Origin of the sequence: Gordonia sp. NPDC003585 (assembly GCF_040610755.1) — a bacterium.
In the GTDB taxonomy this organism is placed as follows: Bacteria; Actinomycetota; Actinomycetes; order Mycobacteriales; family Mycobacteriaceae; genus Gordonia.
This window is the reverse complement of sequence record NZ_JBEXMX010000016.1, coordinates 1-17,590: the sequence shown is the minus strand read 5'-3', so window position 1 is coordinate 17,590 and position 17,590 is coordinate 1. Positions and strand designations below refer to the sequence as shown.

Genomic DNA, 17,590 nt, shown 5'->3' with positions numbered 1-17,590 from the left:
CGGAAATCTGTACCTGGGAGGCTGGCCAAGTACATAGTGCACTTGGTCGGGTTGAGGCGTACAGATAACCGACGGGAGTGGCGGTGGCTATCTCGCCAGATCCATCGCGTCGTCGGCGAGTGCTTGCGAGAGTCGGACGAGGGGTGCGGCGTCGTCTTCCAGCCCCACACCCTCGTCGGGCACGACGTCACGCACCGCGCCGCTCACCGGCTCCGTGGTGTAGGTGGTGATCGCGCCCCGGAGCATCCGCGCCTGCACCGCCGGCTCCGCATACTCGAAAGCCCTTGGCAGACAGGGACTTATCTGGGTCAGCGCATCCCTGATCTCGACCACTCGACGATGCACGCGGGTGGTGGGGGTCATCTGTCCGGTGTCGGGTAGCACCACCTCGGGTACCGCGTCGGTCAGTAGTCGCCACAGCGGCAGGAGTTCGGTGTCGACGCGTCTCCGACGACGGTTGGCCAGAGTCGACTGCACTTTCGCATAGACCATCGGATAGCTGACGCCGACCAGGAACGCGACCACGCCGAGGACCGCGAGCACCCCGCTCGTACTCAGCAGCCAGGGCACGCGGAGGAATCCCGCGGCCGAGCCGATCACGAAGACGATCTGCACCAGCGAGCCCAGCGCCAGAAGACCCAGGCCGACGACGAGCAGGCCCAGCGACACCCGCAGATAACCGTCGGCCTCCAGAAAGAACTTCCGCACGTTGCGGACACAGGCGATGAAGCCATACGCGAGGTAGCCACTCGCGATGAGGAAGAATACCGCGAAACTCCAGCTCTTCGCCGTCCACTCGCTCATCGACGCGGTGCGGATCTCCACCGGGATCACCAGCATCGTGACCTGCAGCCCGATCAACGCCACCACGAGCGGCAGCGCCTCCATACCCGCGCGGCGTTCCCGCGACAGCTGCCCCGGGAAGAAGAACACCACAACGAGGGCGGCAACCCCGAGCGCGAGCAGAGCGTAGAAGACCACTCGAGAGGCACCCGTGAAGAGCGCCGCGTCGAGCGCTGCGGCAACCGACGACTCCGACACCACAAATGCCAGCGTGAGCGCGGTGATCGCGATCGTCATGGCCAGCGGCTGCAGCCCCCAACCCTGACGACGGATCTGGTCGAGTCGCCAGCAAAAAGCCACCGCGAAGACCACCAACGCGACGACGTTGACGACACCGATGCTGACCGACACACCTACAACCATCCACGATGGCCGCCGAAGAGTTTCTGCAGCCCTCGTAAACCGTCGTGTGTTGCCGTTGTGCCCACCGCAGCACCGGCCTCTTCTGCCCAGCTCAGGATCATCGACGCCAGCATTTCCGCTTCCCACTCACGGTCGTCGGAGTAGCAGGTGTGACGCAGCGCGGCCTCGGATTCGTCGCGCGTCGGCCCGGCGTCGGTCAGCGCGGACAGGTCGCCGAGTACCTGGTGTCCGGCGATGAGATGCCCGAATTCGTGAATGACGATCTGGTCGCGATGCAGCCGGGAGGTGTTTGCCTGGTGAAAGAAGTAGTCGGCATCCGAGGCGACCAGCCAGACGCCGTTGGGGGCGCCCACGGGGAGCGGATGCGCCACGAGATGGATCGGCCTGCCGCGTCGTTCGCCGTGGCGATCGCACAACTGGGTGACGTCGAGCGGCAGGTCGAGGTCGAGACCGCGCAGCGTGTTACGACACAGTGCGCGCAACTCACGAACGCTCCGACGCATGGGATCCCCCCGGGTCACCACATGAGGTCAGTCCTCGTGTGGTTGCCCGCCCACCACACGCAGCCGAGAATCGGCCAGTGCTTCGTCGTCGGTGAGTCCAGCCGCGATCACATCCGGCGGATCCTTGGGCAGACCCTGCTGCTCGCGCAGGACCTTGATCAGCTCGTTGACCACGGTCACCGAGTCGCTGGACAGGCCCGCGAGTCGGAAGGCGGCGAGCTGAACGTTGGTGTCGGCCTGCAGGCGCATCAGATCGATCTCGTCGCGAGTGCGCTGGGCGGCGCGATCCTCGAGAAAGTAGTGCACGTCGACGCCGAACGCGGCGGCGATGCCCTCGACGGTGCGGAACGAGGGCGACTTGGCCTTACCCGACCGCAGTTGGCTCAGATACGACTCTCCGAGCCGGAATCCGCGCTCGGTCGACCGCTGAGCGATCGCCTTCGCGCTGTACGCGCGGCCGTTTGGCCCCGGCACCGTCCGAAACAACTCTTCCAGACGTCGCGCAAACAGGCCCGGATCGAGTGCAGCCTTGTCGTTCGACACCGCGATATCGGCGTCGGTGCGGCCGGTGTCGACCATCGGCTTCTCCGTCCCTCCTGCAGTCATCACAGAAATCTCCAAAACCCAAAATTTGAACTTGCAAACATTAAAGCCCGCAATGCAGCCCGATTGCAACGCTCGTTACGATCAGAACGTACCTGAAGGCATGCCCCGATGCGTGTCACCTCTCGCAATGGTGTAACGATCCAAGGTGTGGCGTTGTTCACACTTTGGCCGACGAACGGTTGCAAGATGGCCGCATTTTGGTGACACCGTGACAACGCTGAAGTGAACATAAGGTACATACAGACGCCATTCTACGCCGGAGGACGCATGACACACCGCGCCGAGCCCTCGCGCTCGCCACGCGTGCGACAGCGGCTCATCGCTGCCCTGATCGCCGTGTTCGCGCTTCTGGCGCTCACGCTGGCAGCGGGCCTGGGTGCGTCGGCACCGGGGCCCGGCGGTCCCGGACCCGCCGGGTCCGGGCATCACGATTCCGACTCGAACAGCGAGAACAGCAACAACAACAGCGACGACGACGGTAGCGACGGGAGTAACGACGACTCGGGCGCGCCTGGTGGTCCGCACGACCCCGGGGGAGCCGGCAACCACGGGCCCGGTGGTCCCGGGCACCACAATCCCGGGTCCGGCAGCCACGGACACGGGCACGGCAACGGCAACGGCAACGGCAACGGCAACGGCAACCACGGACCAGGCGGTCATCAGCCCACCGGTTCGACGCCCGATCCGTCGGACACCTCGGGTCCATCGGGAAGCGACACCGAAACGGCCGAGTCGCCGACGGCCACGAGCGGGCACGCCGGCGGCCACACGTACACCCCGCCAACCAAGACCCCGCCAACCAAGACAACGACCACCTCCACCCAGACCCGGGTCGACGGGCCGGGCGCCGACCGGACCCCGTCGAGATCACAACCGACGAAAACCCAGCAGTCGAAACCGCAGGAATCGAGACAGCCGGCCGGTCCGGTGATCGCCGTCGCACCTCCCGGTGGTCGGGGACCCGATGACACCGGCGGGGCAGGTCCGGCCGCCGCGGCGCCGCAGGCCCCCCCGAACGTGCCCGCGTCGGGCGTGCGGGCACCTGTCGCCAACGAGCAGCAACCCGCGGCACCGAATTCCCCCGCCCACCCGGCCCAGGCCCTCGCGCCGACGTCCGACCAACCCGCCACCCTGGACGGGATTCGACGGTTCATCATCGGCATCGCCCCCGGGGCGCTGTTGCTACTCGGCGCGCTCGCCCTCCTGGGCAGCGGTTCGTTCCTCGACGCTCTCCGCAACATGCGGGCCTGACGCCGCGTCCGGTCCGGCCCGGAAGGCCAGCAGCTCGCGTTCGTGGGGGACGTCGTTGGCCGCTCTGTCGGTGATCCACTCCCGCAACACCTTTGTGGCGCGCACGTCGTCCTCGTTGTACTCGAGCAGACGCGCGCGTTGGGTCAAGTCCACCGGACCGGGCCCGAGACCCACTGCCGCGCTGTACCACTCCATCGACGCTTCACCACCGGCGTCGTCGTCACGCCAGGCGAAGCCGGCCACCGGCGCGACGCGCTTGAGGCCTTTGCCATTCGGGCAGATGAAGTTGCGGCCGACGGCGGCATAGATGTCGACCCATTCGGGTGATGCGATGAAGGCTTCCACGTCGGCGCGCGACGGAATGCCCGGCGAACCGGCGAACCGGTCCGCCGAAGCCAACAGCCAGCGATTCTCCGCCTGCTCCGAATAGCAGTAGGCCGCAAAGGTTTTCCCTGCCCCGTGTGCTGCCTCTCGAACGCCGATCAACCAACTCCAGAACTCGGCGAACGAACGCGCCTCGTCTGTGGTGGGCAGCGGATCCCAGGTGACGAACGGCCGATACCGCACCATGACGTCCGGTTCGGTGTTGTCGGTGAGCAGCGTCCCCCACAGATACGCGCCGTGCTCGCCAAAGCTCTCCATGTCGACGTCGACCTCGACGTCGGCCCGCACGACGGTCGGTTCATCTACGCGTCGGACCAGCGCGGTGTCGGTCAACCAAGCGATCGCGTTGACGATCGCATCGTCGAAACGCACGTTGCCCGGCCACCTGTCCGGCGCATCGCCATGGTAGTGGGCCAGCTGGTCTATCGTCTGAATTCCGATGTCTTCCAGGGCATTCCACTGATTTCCCGATGCCACCAGGCTGACGTCGCGGCGCTCGACGAGTTCGGGTTCGCAACGACCCCACCAGGGACACGACCGGCATTCTCCGACTCGCCGCGCGACAGTTGGAACTGCTTGAGCAGCAATTCTTTTCCGACGTTCCAGGACGCGTCCGTAGTCATCGAGCGTGCGGCCGACCGCATGGACCACAATGCAGTCGGCATCCATGCCGATCACGCCTCCCACCGCGTCCTGAGGGTCGGCGGTCGAGCCCAAGCCGAGTTCGTCGAGCATCGCGACCAGATGCGCAAGACGCAGTGCATCACGCCGGTTGGGGCGACCCGTCCGGTACGGATCCGGGTTCGGCGCCCACACCCACAACGGACTCGTCACCAGCGATGGTGCGCGAACCTCTTCTGACAGTATAGTTTTGGCCGCTTGCGTGACTCGGTGATTCACCACGATCACCGGCACGTAGCCGTCGCCGTGAGCAATCAACAGTTCCGCGTGTCCGCGTCGGCCGGCCTCGAGGTCGACGGGCAGCGTGGCGTTCCAGATCCATCGCGCCCCGGCGGCGCAGGCGTCGAGCGTTGCCCGCGCACGCGCCGCCGCGTCGGCGTCGGGGCTGATCGCGACAAAGGTCTCGGGGTGGTCGCTGTGGATGCCGCGCAGCAGCTCGCCTACCGCGGATCGGAGGGACGCGGCCGCCTCCTTGCGACGCAGGACCCCGGGCGCATCGCGTCGGTCACCGACCAGCACCGGATGCTCGAAGTCGAGCGCCAGCCGGTGCTCGCATCCGGCGAGATCACGGGGCGCCAACACCACTGCAGGCACGGCACCTTCTTTCCGTTTGTCCGGGCGCGTTTCCACCCTATGTAATGCTTGTACCAGCAACGTGAGCCGGCAGTGAAAGGTCATTGGAATGGGTGTGTTCTCGTCCGACGGTAAGAGCCGCGCGCAACGCAAGGCGGAGGCAAAAGCACTCAAGGCCAAGGCGAAGCTCGAAGCGAAGCTCGAGGCCAAGGATCGGCGTCGCTCGGAGAAGGATCGACGCAAGGCCGAGCACAAGTACTTCAAGAAGGAGCTCAAGGCCCAGCGCAAGAATTCCGACCACATCAGCAAGAACCAGGCCAAGGTGGCCAAGGCCGAGGCGAAGAAGATCGAGGTCGCGGCCAAGGCCGCTGCCGACGCGAAGGCGCTGAGCCCGGCGAGTGTGCGCCGGTACCTGACCGTCGCGCGGATCGTGGCCCCGATCGCCGTCCCGATCGTGTATCGCGCCGCGGTGGCCGGCCGTGGTCGAATCACCGCGTTGCAGGCCGGTCGGGCCGGCGTGTCCCCGGAGGTGCTGCGGCAGTTCTCAGGACACGGCGCAACGTTGTCGGCCCGGATCGCCACCACCCGCACCGCATTGGACAAGGTCACCACGACCGACCGCAGCGCCGACTCCGACGACTTCGTCAAGGCGATGACGGCGCGGCTGGACAACCTGGCCGTCGCGGTCGACGCCGCCGAATCCATGCCGCCGAATCAGCGGCGGACCGCGCATCAATCCATCGACGACGAGCTGGCCGCCATCGACGCGGATATCCTGGCACGACTCGGTGTCCGGGCCTGAGGCATACCACTAGGATCGGCACCAACCGCGCAGCAACGACGCGAGGAGCGCATCGAGATGACCGAGCCGGACCCACCAGCCAACCCGGAACCCCGAGGGGAGGCGACCCCGGCGAAGAAGGCACCTGCGAAGAAGGCACCCGCGAAGAAAGCTGCGGCCAAGAAGGTGCCGGCCAAGAAGGCTCCGGCAAAGAACGCCACTGCCAAAAAGGTGCCGGCCAAGAAGGCCACTGCCAAAACGGTGCCGGGCAAGAAAGCACCCGCGAAGAAGGCTGCGGGCGGACCGTCAGGGCCGGCGTCGACGGCTCCCCCGAAGACCGCGCCGCCAGAAGTGCGGTCCGACGGGGTCCAACCAGAAGTCGACCAACCCGCGGTGACCAATCCGCCGAACGAGGTGAGCACCCCGACCGTCTCGTCGCGTCCGGTCGACGTGGTTGCCGAGTCGGATGCCCAGCGCGCAACCTTCGCCCAGCTGCGATCGGGCGCACCCACCGAGTTGCCGACGCCGAACCGCACGGCGCCGGTCGTCGTCGCCGCCCTAATCGGCCTGCTCGGCGCGCTCCTCGTCGTCCTTCGTCGGCGTCATCGCCGGCAGATCGACGGCTGACTGCATCGCACGTTCGTCTGCCGTGGCCGCGCGGTCGATGATTGCCTTCGCCACCTCGGCCGGCCGGGTCTCGGGCAGCCAGTGCGAGGCACGACGCAGCGTGACGAACTCGTAGGGCGCATCCACCCAGGAGCCGCACAGCCGGGCACCCGTACGTCCGAGTGCGACGTCGCCGTCGCTCCACACATACGTCGTGGGAACGTGCACTCGTCGCATACGCAGGCGCTTGTCGGGGATCAGCATCGCGCGATACCAGTTCAGCGCTCCCGGCAACGCCCCGTAGGCGACGATGTCGGTTGCCAGGTGGTCGTCGTCGGATTCGGGCAGTCCAGCCTTCCGTGCGGCACCCGGTTGCCGGAGACCGAGGGCGAGCAACTTCTCGGGCAGCCACGGGATCTGAAACAGCAGCATGTACCAGGACTTGAGGATCTGACCGCGCGGCATCGCGGCGAGGAACGCACCCGGATGCGGCACCGACAATGTCGTCAGCGTGCGCACCCGATCGGGTTCCCGGATGGCCAGCGCCCACGCGACCATCGCTCCCCAGTCATGACCCACCACGTGCACATCGGGCGTTCCGATCTCGTCGATCAGCGCGAGAACGTCATCGACCAATTCGGACTGTCGATAGTCACGACGTCGCCGCGGCCGCGCCCGCGGCGAGTATCCACGCTGATCGGGGGCGTAGGTCCGAAAACCCTTCGCATGCAGCAGCGGTGCCACACGGCCCCAGGACGCCGCCCGCTGCGGAAACCCATGCAACAGCACAATGGGGATGCCGTCGAGCGGACCCTCGTCGACGACGTCGAATGTCCATGAGCCCCTGCGATACTCGGTGATGCGTCCGGTCACGTCTGATCTCCTGTGTTTCGCTGGACCCGGTCACATTCCCCGTCGCTTCGCTCGCCCCGGTCACATTCCCCGTCGCTTCGCTCGCCCCGGTCACATTCCCCGTCGCTTCGCTCGCCCCGGTCACATTCCCCGTCGCTTCGCTCGCCCCGATGATAGGACGCCGGAGGTGTTCCGACTACCTCCGTGAACAACCGCGTGAGATGCGCCTGGTCGCTGAAGCCGAGGTCGGCTGCCACCGTCGCCCAGTCCACGTCGGCACCGCTGTTGGCGGCCGCCGCGGCATCGAGCAGACGGAACCGCCGGACGACCCATTTGGGCCCGATCCCGACATAGTCGCCGAACACTCGCTGCAGGGTCCGCAGGCTCATCCCGGCCTGCTCGGCGAGCTGGTCGGCTCGAGTGATGGTGTGGTCGTGCTCGGCGGCGGCCACCAGGCCGGCCACCGCGTCGACCATCGGATCCCGCTCCGGTCGCAGCCCGCGCAACCACTCCTCCGCGACGGCGACGATGTCCTCGTCGGTCGCATCACGGCGCAGCAGACGTCGGGCCAGCGGTCGGTCGTCGAACCCCAGGAGGTCGCCGATCGGGGTCACCGAACGGGTCACCGAGTTCACCGGACGCCCCAAGATCGGCCGAAATCCGCCCGGCCGCAACGCCACACCCAGGACATGACCGGTACCGGTGAGGGTGCGCGAGAAACGATTGTCGCCGACACCGTGCACCATTACGCGGCTGGTCTCTGCAGCCAGATGAATGACCGGCTGCGGGATTACCGCTTGCGTGTGGGGTTCCTCGGCCTGCCACCGCACGATCCAGAAGTAGTCGACCCAGTGGGCGAGGTCGGGAGGCGGCGTGAACCGTCGAACATCGATCGCCGCGGCCCGCGACGGATGCAGGATCGCCCGCTCACCCCGCCCGAGGCCGTTCGCCATTATCCCAGTGTCGCGTTTGTTCAATACCCGGCACAACTCGCCGTTTCACACTGGTCGAGTACCGAGAGGAGAACATCATGACGCACATCAGCACCGGCAAATTCACCGTGAGCTCGTGGAACGAGACAACTGTGCACCAGGCCGACGACGAGACCATCGACATGGGTGGTGTCGCCTATCCGGCACGTGGATTCACCCGCGCCGACGTCGAATACGACTACCACGGAGACGTGTCCGGACACGGCGTCGAGGCGTCGCTCATCGCCTACAACCGGGAGTCGAGCGCACCGACGATGGCGTTCCTGGCGTTCGACGGGTCGATCGACGGACACGAGGGCAGCCTCGTGCTGCGCAGTGTGGGTGAGCACGCGGGGATGGAGGTCCGCGGACGGCTCGACATCATTCCCGGGCTGGGCACCGGAGGCCTCGCCAATGCGACCGGCTACGCCGAGATCGAGATCTCCGGGCACAGCGACGACGGGTACCCGATCACCTTCCACTACGACCTGAACTGATGTGAAGAGTACTGCGTTTAGCCTCTGAACTGGGGAAATGCATCGGTGTCGTGCTAGCAAAATCTAGGGGAAGAGTTTCTTCCGCGAGGTTCACAGTCGTCCCCGAGAAATTTCTAGGGGAGGACTCCGGGGGTAGGGGACGAAGCTTCTTCCCCCATTTTCATATGCGACCCCCCGACCGGACGACCACCCTCGTCCGAGTGCTCGTCGGCGTGTCGCGAACCCAGAAACCACACTCTTCCCGCCTCCACGATCGCCGACGACGTCGGCGGGTGGGTTGCTGAACCGTCGGTTCCGAACAGCAAGCGAGCCCAGACCATGCCGTGGTCTGGGCTCGCTGCGTGAGCGTGATCAGGTGAGTTTGTACACCGTCGTCCCGCCGACCGTGGTCGCCGTGAAGTTCTCGGCAACCCAGGTTGCGATCTCGGAATTGCCGCCGGGACCTCCCTGGCCGCCACCGATGTAGTAGCCGATCTTCCCGGCCTTCACGTAGGCGATGAACTCGTCGAGTGTCGGCGCGGGGTCTCCGCTCCACCCGCCGATCGCCATCACCGAAGTGCCGGTGGCGATCTCGATACCGGCCGCGGACTGCGAACCGTTGGTCGCTGCCGCCCACGTCGTGTCGGTGGCCTTGAGTAGGTTCACCAACTCGGTGTTCGACGACATGTCACCACCCGGACCGCCCATACCCCCACGGCGCTGACCTGCACCGTCGGCGCTCGGCTGGGTCTGGCCGTACTGGGTCTGACCGGTCTGGGTCTGACCCGTCTGGCCGGGAGGCATTGCGCCCTGGCCCCCGTCACGAGCGCCCCCGTCACGAGCGCCACCGTCACGAGCGCCACCGGGACCACCCATGCCGCCCTCGATCGAGGTGTTCACCGCGTTCGGGATCGAGCCGCTGTGCGGGGTCGCGGCTGTCGCGATGGCGAAGCCGACCGTTCCGCCCGCACCGGCAAGCGATCCGACGATCAGGCTGGTCGCGAGCAGTTTGCGCATGCCGAGGGTGGCACCGACGAGGATTCCGATCACCGCCGCCGCAGCCGCGGTACCGATCAGCCACCGGCACCATTGCGGTCCGAAGTCGTTGCGGTTGAGGAGCACGATCGACCACCATGCGGCGAGCCCGATCATCCCGGCGAGCGTGATGCGACCGTCCCAATGGTCACGCCGACGCCACGCCATGACAGCGCCGATACCGATCAGTGCGCCGATCGCCGGAGCAAGCGCCACCGTGTAGTACGGGTGAATGGTGCCGCTCATGAAGCTGAAGATGAGTCCGGTGACCAGCAGCCAGCCGCCCCACGCGACCACCGCTCCCGACTCGACCCGCGATACCCGACCGGTGAATCGGAAGCCGGGGAAGCTGCGCATCATCGCGTAGACCGCAAAGGCGAGGGCCAGCAGTGCGACCGGGAGCAACCACGAGATCTCGTTGCCCATCTCGGAACTGAAGAGCCGGGACAGGCCGGTCTCGCCGCCGAACGATCCGCCGGCCTGACCACCGCCGCCGGGTCCGTTGCCGCCGCTGATGCGTCCGACTCCGTTGTAGCCCCACACCAGATCCATGAAGGTGTTGTCGGTCGAGCCGCCGATGTAGGGCCGCGACGACGCGGGGACCAGCATGGTCACCACCACGAACCAGCCCGCCGACACCACCAGTGCGACACCGGCCATGACCAGATGGCCGATGCGCTTGAGCCAGCCGTTGTTGGCGAACAGCAGGTAGGCCAGCGCGAAGGCGGGCAGCACCAGCAGGCCCTGCAGCATCTTGGTCAGGAAAGCGAAGCCCAGGGCAACGCCCACCAGCGCCAGCCAACGACCAGAGTTCGTCGCGATGGCCCGGGTGAGCGCGTAGCCCGCGGCGACCATCAGCAGGACGAGCAGAGCGTCGGGGTTGTTGAAGCGGAACATCAGCGCGGCAGCAGGCGTGAACGCCAGAATCACACCGGCGATGAGGCCCGCAGCGGTACCCAGCTTCGGATCGGCGAAGGTGCGTCGCATCGCGCAGTACACGAGTGCAACCGCTGCGACACCCATCAGAGCTTGCGGCACCAGCACGGCCCAGCTGTTCATGCCGAACAGGCGGACCGACAGGCCGGTCACCCACAGCGACGCCGGCGGTTTGTCGACCGTGATGAAGTTCGCGGGGTCCAGCGCACCGAACAGCCACGCCTTCCAACTCTCCGAACCCGCCCACGCGGCGGCGGCGTAGAAGGTGTTGGCATAGCCGCTCGCCGACAGGTTCCACAGATAGAGCACGGCGGTGCTGATCAGCAGGCCGGTCAAGGCGAATGGGCTCCAGCGCATCAGGCGCGAGCGGCCGTCCGGCCTGTCGTCGGCGGACGGCGGCGCCACCTCGGGTGGCGTCTGCGTCCGCTCCAATACTGCGGTCATCGTTGCTCCTTCTCTGGGATCGTTGCGTCCAGAGTGGAGCCTCGGACTCCCCCAGGGCTGGGGGGACGCTGGGAGAAGTCTGTGAGCCAAAGAACCACCGTCGATGTGCTCACGATCGATGAACGCCCAGTCGGTGTCATTGATGTACCCAAGGCCTCGGTTCCCGTCGGCTCGAAGAGCGGACGCTATATGGGGCGATCCTTGCGTCTGGACGGCAAGCCTGAATGCGTCGCGTACCCGCTTCACGAAATGCTCTCGGTCGGCCTGACAGCACAGGGCCGCGACTACGCCGCAACCCCGGCGAGAGGTGCCGTGCTCGATGATCTCGACGAAGCTGAGTTCGACCGGTTCCGACACCTCTGTTCGACCGGGAAAGGTGACCGAGCACTCGCAGAACTGAGCAACGTAGAGATCCTCCGAAGCCTCCGCCTGGTTCTCCCAGAGCAGGACAACGCTCTCACCCTGGGCGCAATCCTGTTGTTTGCGTCGATCCCGGCACTTGAACGCTTCGTACCGACGGCCGACGCCGTCTTCCAGGAGCTTCGAGGGACAACCATCAGCGCCAACGAAACCCTTCGGCTGCCTCTGTTCCGGATGGCTGAGCGGCTTTCGACCTGATCAACGTTCGGAACTCAGAACAGGAACTGATCATCGGATTGCATCGGTTCGGTGTACCCCGGGTACCTGCATCAACCATTCGCGAATCGATCGTCAATGCGCTCGTTCATCGGGACTATTCAGAGAACGGGCCTGTTGCAGTACAACTCAGCGACATCGCGCTCCGCGTTGCAAGTCCCGGCGGCTTCCCACCCGGTATCACTCTCCGCAACTTCCTTGACGATTCGAAGCCACGCAGCCCGATATTGGCAGAGGCATTCAAGCGCGCCGGAATCGTCGACCGCGCGGGTCGCGGCATCAGGGAGATGTATGTCCAATTGCTACGAAATGGCCGTGGCGCACCCGACTACTCGGCAACCAACGAGCACGCCGTAGTCGTGAGTATCAGTACCAGCGACGCCGACCTGGAGATCGCACGGTTTGTTCTGGAGTACGAAGAGCGCAACAATCGCGTCCTTCTCCTCCCCCAACTTCAGATCCTGCACGAACTCAAGGTGATGCGGCCAGAGACGACAGGCGAGCTTGTGGCTGCACTGACGGAGAGCGAATCGACCATCCGCACACACCTTGCGCGGCTCATCGAGATGGGGCTCGTCGAGTCGCGCGGACCCGGACGCAACAGAAGGCACCACCTCACCGCAGCGTTCTACCGCCTGGCTCAATCCAGTGAATACGTGCGGCTCCAAGACACCGACCCGATACAGCAGGAACACATGGTCCTGTCGTATGTCGATAAGTTCGGCAGCATCACCAGGGCGAAGACCGCAGAACTCTGCCATCTCAGCCCTGGTCAAGCTCGTACGGTCCTCAAACGACTCACCGACGCCGGAGAACTCGACCTACGAGGAGAAAAGCGCGGTGCGCACTATGTGCGTCGTAGTCAACACAAATAGCAGGGTAAGAGAACTCGTCCACTACCCTTGGAGTCGTCACCGCCAATTTTCTCGAGGACGACTCTGAACCCCGGCGAGGAAACCACTTCCCAAACTGTGCGACGGCTTCAGCCCAATGCAAGCACCCGCGCAGGTCCGCCGGTCCCGCCGGCGAACCGTGGTGCCCCGACCACGACCGTCGCCCCGACCGCCGGCACCGCGGTCAGGTTGGCGAGCGCCTCCACCGCGTACCGACCGGAACCGAGGATGGCGGTGTGCGCGGCGGTGGCGTCACGGATGTCGACGCTGAGGGTGTCGGTGCCGATCGCGACCACGGCTCGCTCGGCCACAAGCATTCGCACGGCCGCACCGGAGAAGCCCGCGGCGTCGGCCCCGCCGGTCCGCGGCTGCCAGCCGGTGTGCAGCGCGACGAGTGAGCCCCGCGGGATTCGACCATGCCGTTTCTCGAATGCCACCAGATCGGCCTCGGTGAGCACGGTCCGTGGATCTCGTCGTGCCCGACCGGCGATGCTCACCACCACCAGCGGCGCCACCAGGTCGGCCGGGTCGATCCGATCGACGGTGATCCCGGTTCCGATCTTGTGCGCCGGCGCATCCACATGCGTGCCGGAGTGCTCGGCGAACGACACCCAGTTGGTCGCGTACCCCGAATTGCTCGCGCCGACACGCGATGTCGGCACCGACGCGAACGGAGCATTGCCGGGCCACCTCGGGAATGACGGTGACAGCACATGCGTCAGGTCCACCACACGCCCGGCCGGCACACCCATCGCCGGTGACCCGACCGCGCTCCCCGCAACCGCTGCTGCCGACACGCCGGTCGCGACCCCGGCCGCCACACGGAGTGCTTGTCGGCGAGACAGTCGTCGGGCTTCGTCATGTGCGTGACGGACCACCGAGTCGTCGCACATCCGCGTCAGCCCACCCAACGCACGCGCAACAGTTTGTCGGCGCTGCCGCCGTTGCTGGTGGTCACCAGCAGCGACCCATCGCGGGCCACGGCCACCGCGCGCAGCCGACCGTATCGTTCCTGCAGGGCCTCGACCACCGACACCGTCCGACGACCATCCGCGGACAACCGCACGAACACGAGACGCTTGCCCTTCAACGCCGAGATCACCAGGCCACCGCTGAACGGGCCCCACCCGGTCGACGGCAGGAACGTCGCATCGGGTGTGGCGATCGTCGACGACCCTGAACGCCACACCGCCCCGATCGCGCCCGGAACGCGGACGGGATCGGTCATCGGCACCGACTCGTCGTAGATGACGGGTGCGCGGTCGGGCCGGTAGCCGTAGTTGCCGCCGGAGCGCAGCAGATTCAGTTCGTCGTCGCGGTCGGTGCCCTGCTCGATCGCGTACACGCGTCCGGTGCCGGGCTGCACCGCGACGCCCTGCACGTTGCGGTGCCCCAAGCTGTAGATCGGGCTGCGCGGATTCGGATTCCCCGCTGCGGCAGTGCCATTCAGATTGACGTGTAACACCTTGCCGCCCAGTGAGTTCCAGCTCTGTGGGTTACCGGCTATGGCGTTGTCGCCGGTACCGATCCACAGTGACCTGCCCGACGCGGTCAGTCCACAACCCGCGTGCCGCCCCGACGCGTTGACCGGGATTCCCGACAGCACGGTGCGCTCCCGAGTCGCGCGAATCCAGTCCCCGCTGATCCGCCACGCGACGATATTCACGACCTGTCCCGTATTGGGCCATGGCAGAGGCAGATTCGCGAGCTCACCCGGGATCGATGGGGCACCGGGCCGGGTCACCTCGGCCTGGCAGGTGTAGAACCGCCGGTTCTGGGCGAAGCCAGGATCAAGGGCGAGTCCCATGACACCCGACTCCTTGACAGCGAAGACTCGCGACAGATCGGCGGCGACGGAGATCTTCCGACCGTCGGGCCGTACCGCGACGAATCCACCCGCCCGTTGCGTCAGCAGCGCGGTCCCGTCCGGGGCGGCCTCCACATCCCACGGGATGTTCAGATTCGAGGCCAACGTGGTCACCTGCAGGCGTGGTGCCGCGTCGGCGTGCGGGGCAGTCCAGGGCGTCATCGCGGTGGCCACTGCTGCGACGGCACAGGCGATGGCGATCCGTTTGCGTCGAATTCTGCTGGGAGTCATGGGGGCAACGCTAATGCCCCGGGTACGGCATCGGGAAGGGTTTCGACCACCCTCAACCAGCGGGCCGCGCTTGCAGCGTCGCCTTCGGCAGGCGCGGCCGGGGCGGCACGACAGGGACGAACGCATCCGCGGCACGACCGGCCAACGTCGGCGACAACCCGTTGATGAAGGCCAGGACCTGCTGTTTCTCGTCGCCGCGGTAGGGCGTCGGGACGTAGTCGTTGTAGCTCTCGGTCCGCGACACCCGCGTCGGGATCACCCGATAGTCGACGGATCGCACCTCGCCGTCGACGGTGTGCAAGCGCGCCTGCAGGATGAAGGTGCGCTTGTCAGTCGGGTTGGAATTGCCGCCGAAGGCGAAGTTGCCGAACGAGTAGGCGATGAGCTTGCCGCGGTAGATCTCCATCGACTGGATCACATGCGGGTGCGTGCCGACCACCAGGGCAGCGCCGGCGTCGATCGCGATGTGCGCCAACCGGGTCTGCACCTCATACGGCGTGTGTTGGGATTCGATGCCCCAGTGGAAGAACGGGATCACCACGTCGGCTCCCGCGGCCCGCAGCCGCGCGAAGTCGCGTCGGATCTTCGCGACGACCGCGTCGGAATCGGTCCACGTCTGGTACCCGACGAAGCCGATTGTGACGCCCTTGACCGTGCGCAGCAGCGACATGTCGTAATCCGACCCCTCGCTCTCCTCGCCGGCACCGAAGTACCCGATCCCGGCGGCGCGCAGCGCGGCGAGCGTGTCGTCGAATCCGCGCTGCCCATAGTCGAAGGTGTGGTTGTTGGCGACGGTGACGACGTCGATCCCACCGGCGGGCAACGTCTTCGCGAGCGCGGCCTCACCGTGGAAGTGGTACACCTCGCCCTCGCCCTTGTACCGCTTCTCCGGCCACTTCGTCAGCGCCACTTCGAAGTTGGCGACGGTGAGATCGTCGGCGTCGAAGTACGGGCGGACGTTGCGGAAGAAGTAGTCGGGCTTGCGGCCGCTCTCCTGCCAGAGGGTCGGCAGGCTCGACGCGGTGGAGAACTTGTCGTCGGTGCCGAGGATGTTGTCGCCGGTGAAGCTCAGCACCAGGTCGGCAACCACGGGAGCAGGCGGCGGCGCCTTCTCAGCGGCCACCACCGCAGCGGGCGACACCCCGAGCGGAACGATTGACGACGACGCAGCGAGCCCGACGACGGCAACCACCGTCAGGGCGCAACCACCCACGAGACCCCACGACCGACGCGACACCCTTGCATCCAACACGATGCACCCGGAACGCGCTGATCGGGCGGCCGATCTCAGCGACCGGGCAGGTACTTCAATCCACGTACGAAGGCCGGGGTGATGGCCCGATAGATGCTCTGCGGCACCACCGGCATCCGGTCGATACCGAGGAACCGTTGCTCGGCGATGGTCTGCGGCTCGGTGTACTTGAGCAGACCTTCCTCGCCGTGGCGTCGGCCCATGCCGGAGATACCCATGCCACCCATCGGCGCCGCGGTCGACGCCCACGCCGCGGCGTAGCCCTCGTTGATGTTGACCGTCCCGGCCCGCAGTTGGTCGGCGATGGCGTTGGCCTCGGCGCTGCTACCGGCGAAGACGCTGGCGTTGAGGCCGTAGCGGGTCGCGTTGGCGAGTTTGATCGCCTCGTCGGAGGAGTCGACCGGATAGATCGACACCACCGGCCCGAAGGTCTCCTCGCCGTAGCAGGTCATCTCGTCGGTGACGTCGGCGAGCACGGTCGGCTCGTAGAAGAACGGACCGAGGTCGGCGCGGCGCTTGCCGCCGGCGAGCAGCTTGGCGCCCTTGGCGACGGCGTCGGCGACATGCGCCTCCGCGGTCTCGACCTGCGCGGCCGACGCCAGCGATCCCATGTCGGCGGTGAAGTCGTAGCTGGCCGACAGCTTCATGGCCGACACGTACGCCGCGAACCGGTCGGTGAATTCGTCGGCGATCGCCTTGTCGACGTAGATCCGCTCGATGGAGATGCACAACTGACCCGAGTTCGAGTAGCACGCGCGCGCCGCGCCCTGCACGGCGTCGGCGATCTTGGCGCCGGCGGTGATGATCATCGGATTCTTGCCGCCGAGTTCCGCGGAGAAGCCGATGAGCCGAGCGCCCGCCTGCTGCGCCAGCGTTGCCCCGGTCGCCGACGATCCGGTGAACATCACATAGTCGGTCTGCGCGACAATCGCTTGTCCCACAACACTTCCCGGACCCGGAACAACGGCGAAGAGTTCCTGTGGCAGGCCGGCTCGATAGAGCAGTTCGGCCACCGCGAGCGCGCAGTACGGGGTCTGGCTGTCGGGCTTGATCACCACGGCGTTGCCTGCGAGGAGCGCGGCCACCGCGTCGGAGGCGGCCAGCGTCAGCGGGTAATTCCACGGGGAGATCACCCCGACCACGCCCTTGGGCTGGTAGCGCACCCGGACGCTGGTGGCGCCGGGAAGCATGCCCTTGACCTTACGGTCGGCCAGCAGCTTGGGCCCTGCGGTCGCGTAGTGCCGCGCGGTCAGCGCGACGTCGAGCACCTCTTCCTGGGCGTAGGTCCGCGCCTTGCCGGTCTCGGCCTGCGCGATGTCCATCAGCTCCTGCGCGTTGGCGTAGACCAGCTCGGAGAAGGCGGCGAGCACCTCCGCACGCTGCGCCGGGGTGCGCTTGGCCCACCC

General features: G+C 66.6%; 17 protein-coding genes. 6 read left to right on the top strand and 11 right to left on the bottom strand.

Going from position 1 to position 17,590, the window contains the following annotated elements:
- Nucleotides 1-87: 87 nt before the first annotated feature.
- Genes ABZW74_RS06265 through ABZW74_RS06255 form a run of 3 tightly spaced genes read right to left on the bottom strand, consistent with a single transcriptional unit; the run spans nucleotide 88 to nucleotide 2,288 of the window.
- Nucleotides 88-1,206: an MAB_1171c family putative transporter gene (locus ABZW74_RS06265; protein ID WP_240857380.1), complete on the bottom strand. Its 1,119-nt coding sequence runs from the start codon at nucleotides 1,204-1,206 to the stop codon at nucleotides 88-90.
- Nucleotides 1,197-1,709, bottom strand: coding sequence for a hypothetical protein (locus ABZW74_RS06260; protein WP_355274971.1), 513 nt, complete (start codon nucleotides 1,707-1,709; stop codon nucleotides 1,197-1,199). The genes ABZW74_RS06265 and ABZW74_RS06260 overlap by 10 nt, the downstream gene beginning before the upstream one ends.
- A gap of 27 nt (nucleotides 1,710-1,736) precedes the next feature.
- Nucleotides 1,737-2,288, bottom strand: coding sequence for an XRE family transcriptional regulator (locus ABZW74_RS06255; RefSeq protein ID WP_355275049.1), 552 nt, complete (start codon nucleotides 2,286-2,288; stop codon nucleotides 1,737-1,739).
- 294 nt (nucleotides 2,289-2,582) lie between these two features.
- Between ABZW74_RS06255 and ABZW74_RS06250 the strand changes: the two genes are divergently transcribed.
- Nucleotides 2,583-3,566 carry a hypothetical protein gene (locus ABZW74_RS06250; RefSeq protein WP_355274968.1) on the top strand — a complete coding sequence of 328 codons (984 nt, stop codon included), beginning with the start codon at nucleotides 2,583-2,585 and terminating at the stop codon, nucleotides 3,564-3,566.
- On the opposite strand, the gene ABZW74_RS06245 is transcribed toward ABZW74_RS06250, so the two are convergent.
- Entirely contained in the window at nucleotides 3,498-5,225 is a 1,728-nt protein-coding gene (locus tag ABZW74_RS06245; RefSeq protein ID WP_240857383.1) for a TM0106 family RecB-like putative nuclease, read from the bottom strand. The genes ABZW74_RS06250 and ABZW74_RS06245 overlap by 69 nt on opposite strands.
- Nucleotides 5,226-5,313: 88 nt before the next feature.
- Here ABZW74_RS06245 and ABZW74_RS06240 point away from each other — a divergent pair, with 88 nt between their 5' ends.
- Both ABZW74_RS06240 and ABZW74_RS06235 read left to right on the top strand, forming a co-directional pair.
- On the top strand, nucleotides 5,314-6,006 hold the full coding sequence (locus ABZW74_RS06240; protein WP_355274965.1) for a DUF6474 family protein: 693 nt from the start codon (nucleotides 5,314-5,316) through the stop codon (nucleotides 6,004-6,006).
- A 57-nt stretch (nucleotides 6,007-6,063) separates the two neighbouring features.
- Nucleotides 6,064-6,612, top strand: coding sequence for a histone H1-like repetitive region-containing protein (locus ABZW74_RS06235; RefSeq protein ID WP_355274962.1), 549 nt, complete (start codon nucleotides 6,064-6,066; stop codon nucleotides 6,610-6,612).
- Here ABZW74_RS06235 and ABZW74_RS06230 read toward each other — a convergent pair.
- A complete protein-coding gene (locus ABZW74_RS06230; protein ID WP_355274959.1) occupies nucleotides 6,544-7,464 on the bottom strand; it encodes an alpha/beta fold hydrolase in 921 nt (306 codons plus the stop codon). The genes ABZW74_RS06235 and ABZW74_RS06230 overlap by 69 nt on opposite strands.
- Nucleotides 7,461-8,396: a helix-turn-helix domain-containing protein gene (locus tag ABZW74_RS06225; RefSeq protein ID WP_240857387.1), complete on the bottom strand. Its 936-nt coding sequence runs from the start codon at nucleotides 8,394-8,396 to the stop codon at nucleotides 7,461-7,463. The genes ABZW74_RS06230 and ABZW74_RS06225 overlap by 4 nt, the downstream gene beginning before the upstream one ends.
- Before the next feature lie 77 nt (nucleotides 8,397-8,473).
- Here ABZW74_RS06225 and ABZW74_RS06220 point away from each other — a divergent pair, with 77 nt between their 5' ends.
- On the top strand, nucleotides 8,474-8,911 hold the full coding sequence (locus ABZW74_RS06220; RefSeq protein ID WP_355274955.1) for a DUF3224 domain-containing protein: 438 nt from the start codon (nucleotides 8,474-8,476) through the stop codon (nucleotides 8,909-8,911).
- A gap of 351 nt (nucleotides 8,912-9,262) precedes the next feature.
- Here ABZW74_RS06220 and ABZW74_RS06215 read toward each other — a convergent pair whose 3' ends face one another.
- Entirely contained in the window at nucleotides 9,263-11,305 is a 2,043-nt protein-coding gene (locus tag ABZW74_RS06215; RefSeq protein ID WP_355274952.1) for a glycosyltransferase family 39 protein, read from the bottom strand.
- 105 nt (nucleotides 11,306-11,410) lie between these two features.
- Here ABZW74_RS06215 and ABZW74_RS06210 point away from each other — a divergent pair, with 105 nt between their 5' ends.
- Nucleotides 11,411-11,923, top strand: coding sequence for a hypothetical protein (locus tag ABZW74_RS06210; RefSeq protein WP_355274949.1), 513 nt, complete (start codon nucleotides 11,411-11,413; stop codon nucleotides 11,921-11,923).
- 38 nt (nucleotides 11,924-11,961) lie between these two features.
- A complete protein-coding gene (locus ABZW74_RS06205) occupies nucleotides 11,962-12,816 on the top strand; it encodes an ATP-binding protein (protein ID WP_355274947.1) in 855 nt (284 codons plus the stop codon).
- 107 nt (nucleotides 12,817-12,923) lie between these two features.
- Here ABZW74_RS06205 and ABZW74_RS06200 read toward each other — a convergent pair whose 3' ends face one another.
- From ABZW74_RS06200 to ABZW74_RS06185, 4 genes are all read right to left on the bottom strand, one after another.
- On the bottom strand, nucleotides 12,924-13,727 hold the full coding sequence (locus ABZW74_RS06200; protein WP_355274945.1) for a cyclase family protein: 804 nt from the start codon (nucleotides 13,725-13,727) through the stop codon (nucleotides 12,924-12,926).
- Between the two features lie 5 nt (nucleotides 13,728-13,732).
- Nucleotides 13,733-14,932 (bottom strand): PQQ-dependent sugar dehydrogenase, encoded by a 1,200-nt coding sequence (locus ABZW74_RS06195; RefSeq protein ID WP_355274942.1) that lies wholly within the window; start codon nucleotides 14,930-14,932, stop codon nucleotides 13,733-13,735.
- Nucleotides 14,933-14,984: 52 nt separating this feature from the next.
- Nucleotides 14,985-16,169 (bottom strand): CapA family protein, encoded by a 1,185-nt coding sequence (locus ABZW74_RS06190; RefSeq protein ID WP_355274939.1) that lies wholly within the window; start codon nucleotides 16,167-16,169, stop codon nucleotides 14,985-14,987.
- Nucleotides 16,170-16,219: 50 nt separating this feature from the next.
- Nucleotides 16,220-17,590, bottom strand: a 1,371-nt coding sequence (locus ABZW74_RS06185; protein ID WP_355274936.1) for a succinic semialdehyde dehydrogenase, incomplete at its 5' end; no start/stop codon positions are given.

Excerpts from the sequence above, each read along its gene's own strand:
- ABZW74_RS06235 (WP_355274962.1), top strand. The coding sequence starts at position 6,064 with ATGACCGAGCCGGACCCACCAGCCAACCCGGAACCCCGAGGGGAGGCG.
- ABZW74_RS06200 (WP_355274945.1), bottom strand. The coding sequence starts at position 13,727 with ATGTGCGACGACTCGGTGGTCCGTCACGCACATGACGAAGCCCGACGA.
- ABZW74_RS06195 (WP_355274942.1), bottom strand. The coding sequence starts at position 14,932 with ATGACTCCCAGCAGAATTCGACGCAAACGGATCGCCATCGCCTGTGCC.
- ABZW74_RS06250 (WP_355274968.1), top strand. The coding sequence starts at position 2,583 with ATGACACACCGCGCCGAGCCCTCGCGCTCGCCACGCGTGCGACAGCGG.
- ABZW74_RS06225 (WP_240857387.1), bottom strand. The coding sequence starts at position 8,396 with ATGGCGAACGGCCTCGGGCGGGGTGAGCGGGCGATCCTGCATCCGTCG.
- ABZW74_RS06265 (WP_240857380.1), bottom strand. The coding sequence starts at position 1,206 with ATGGTTGTAGGTGTGTCGGTCAGCATCGGTGTCGTCAACGTCGTCGCG.
- ABZW74_RS06260 (WP_355274971.1), bottom strand. The coding sequence starts at position 1,709 with ATGCGTCGGAGCGTTCGTGAGTTGCGCGCACTGTGTCGTAACACGCTG.
- ABZW74_RS06255 (WP_355275049.1), bottom strand. The coding sequence starts at position 2,288 with ATGGTCGACACCGGCCGCACCGACGCCGATATCGCGGTGTCGAACGAC.
- ABZW74_RS06215 (WP_355274952.1), bottom strand. The coding sequence starts at position 11,305 with ATGACCGCAGTATTGGAGCGGACGCAGACGCCACCCGAGGTGGCGCCG.
- ABZW74_RS06240 (WP_355274965.1), top strand. The coding sequence starts at position 5,314 with ATGGGTGTGTTCTCGTCCGACGGTAAGAGCCGCGCGCAACGCAAGGCG.
- ABZW74_RS06220 (WP_355274955.1), top strand. The coding sequence starts at position 8,474 with ATGACGCACATCAGCACCGGCAAATTCACCGTGAGCTCGTGGAACGAG.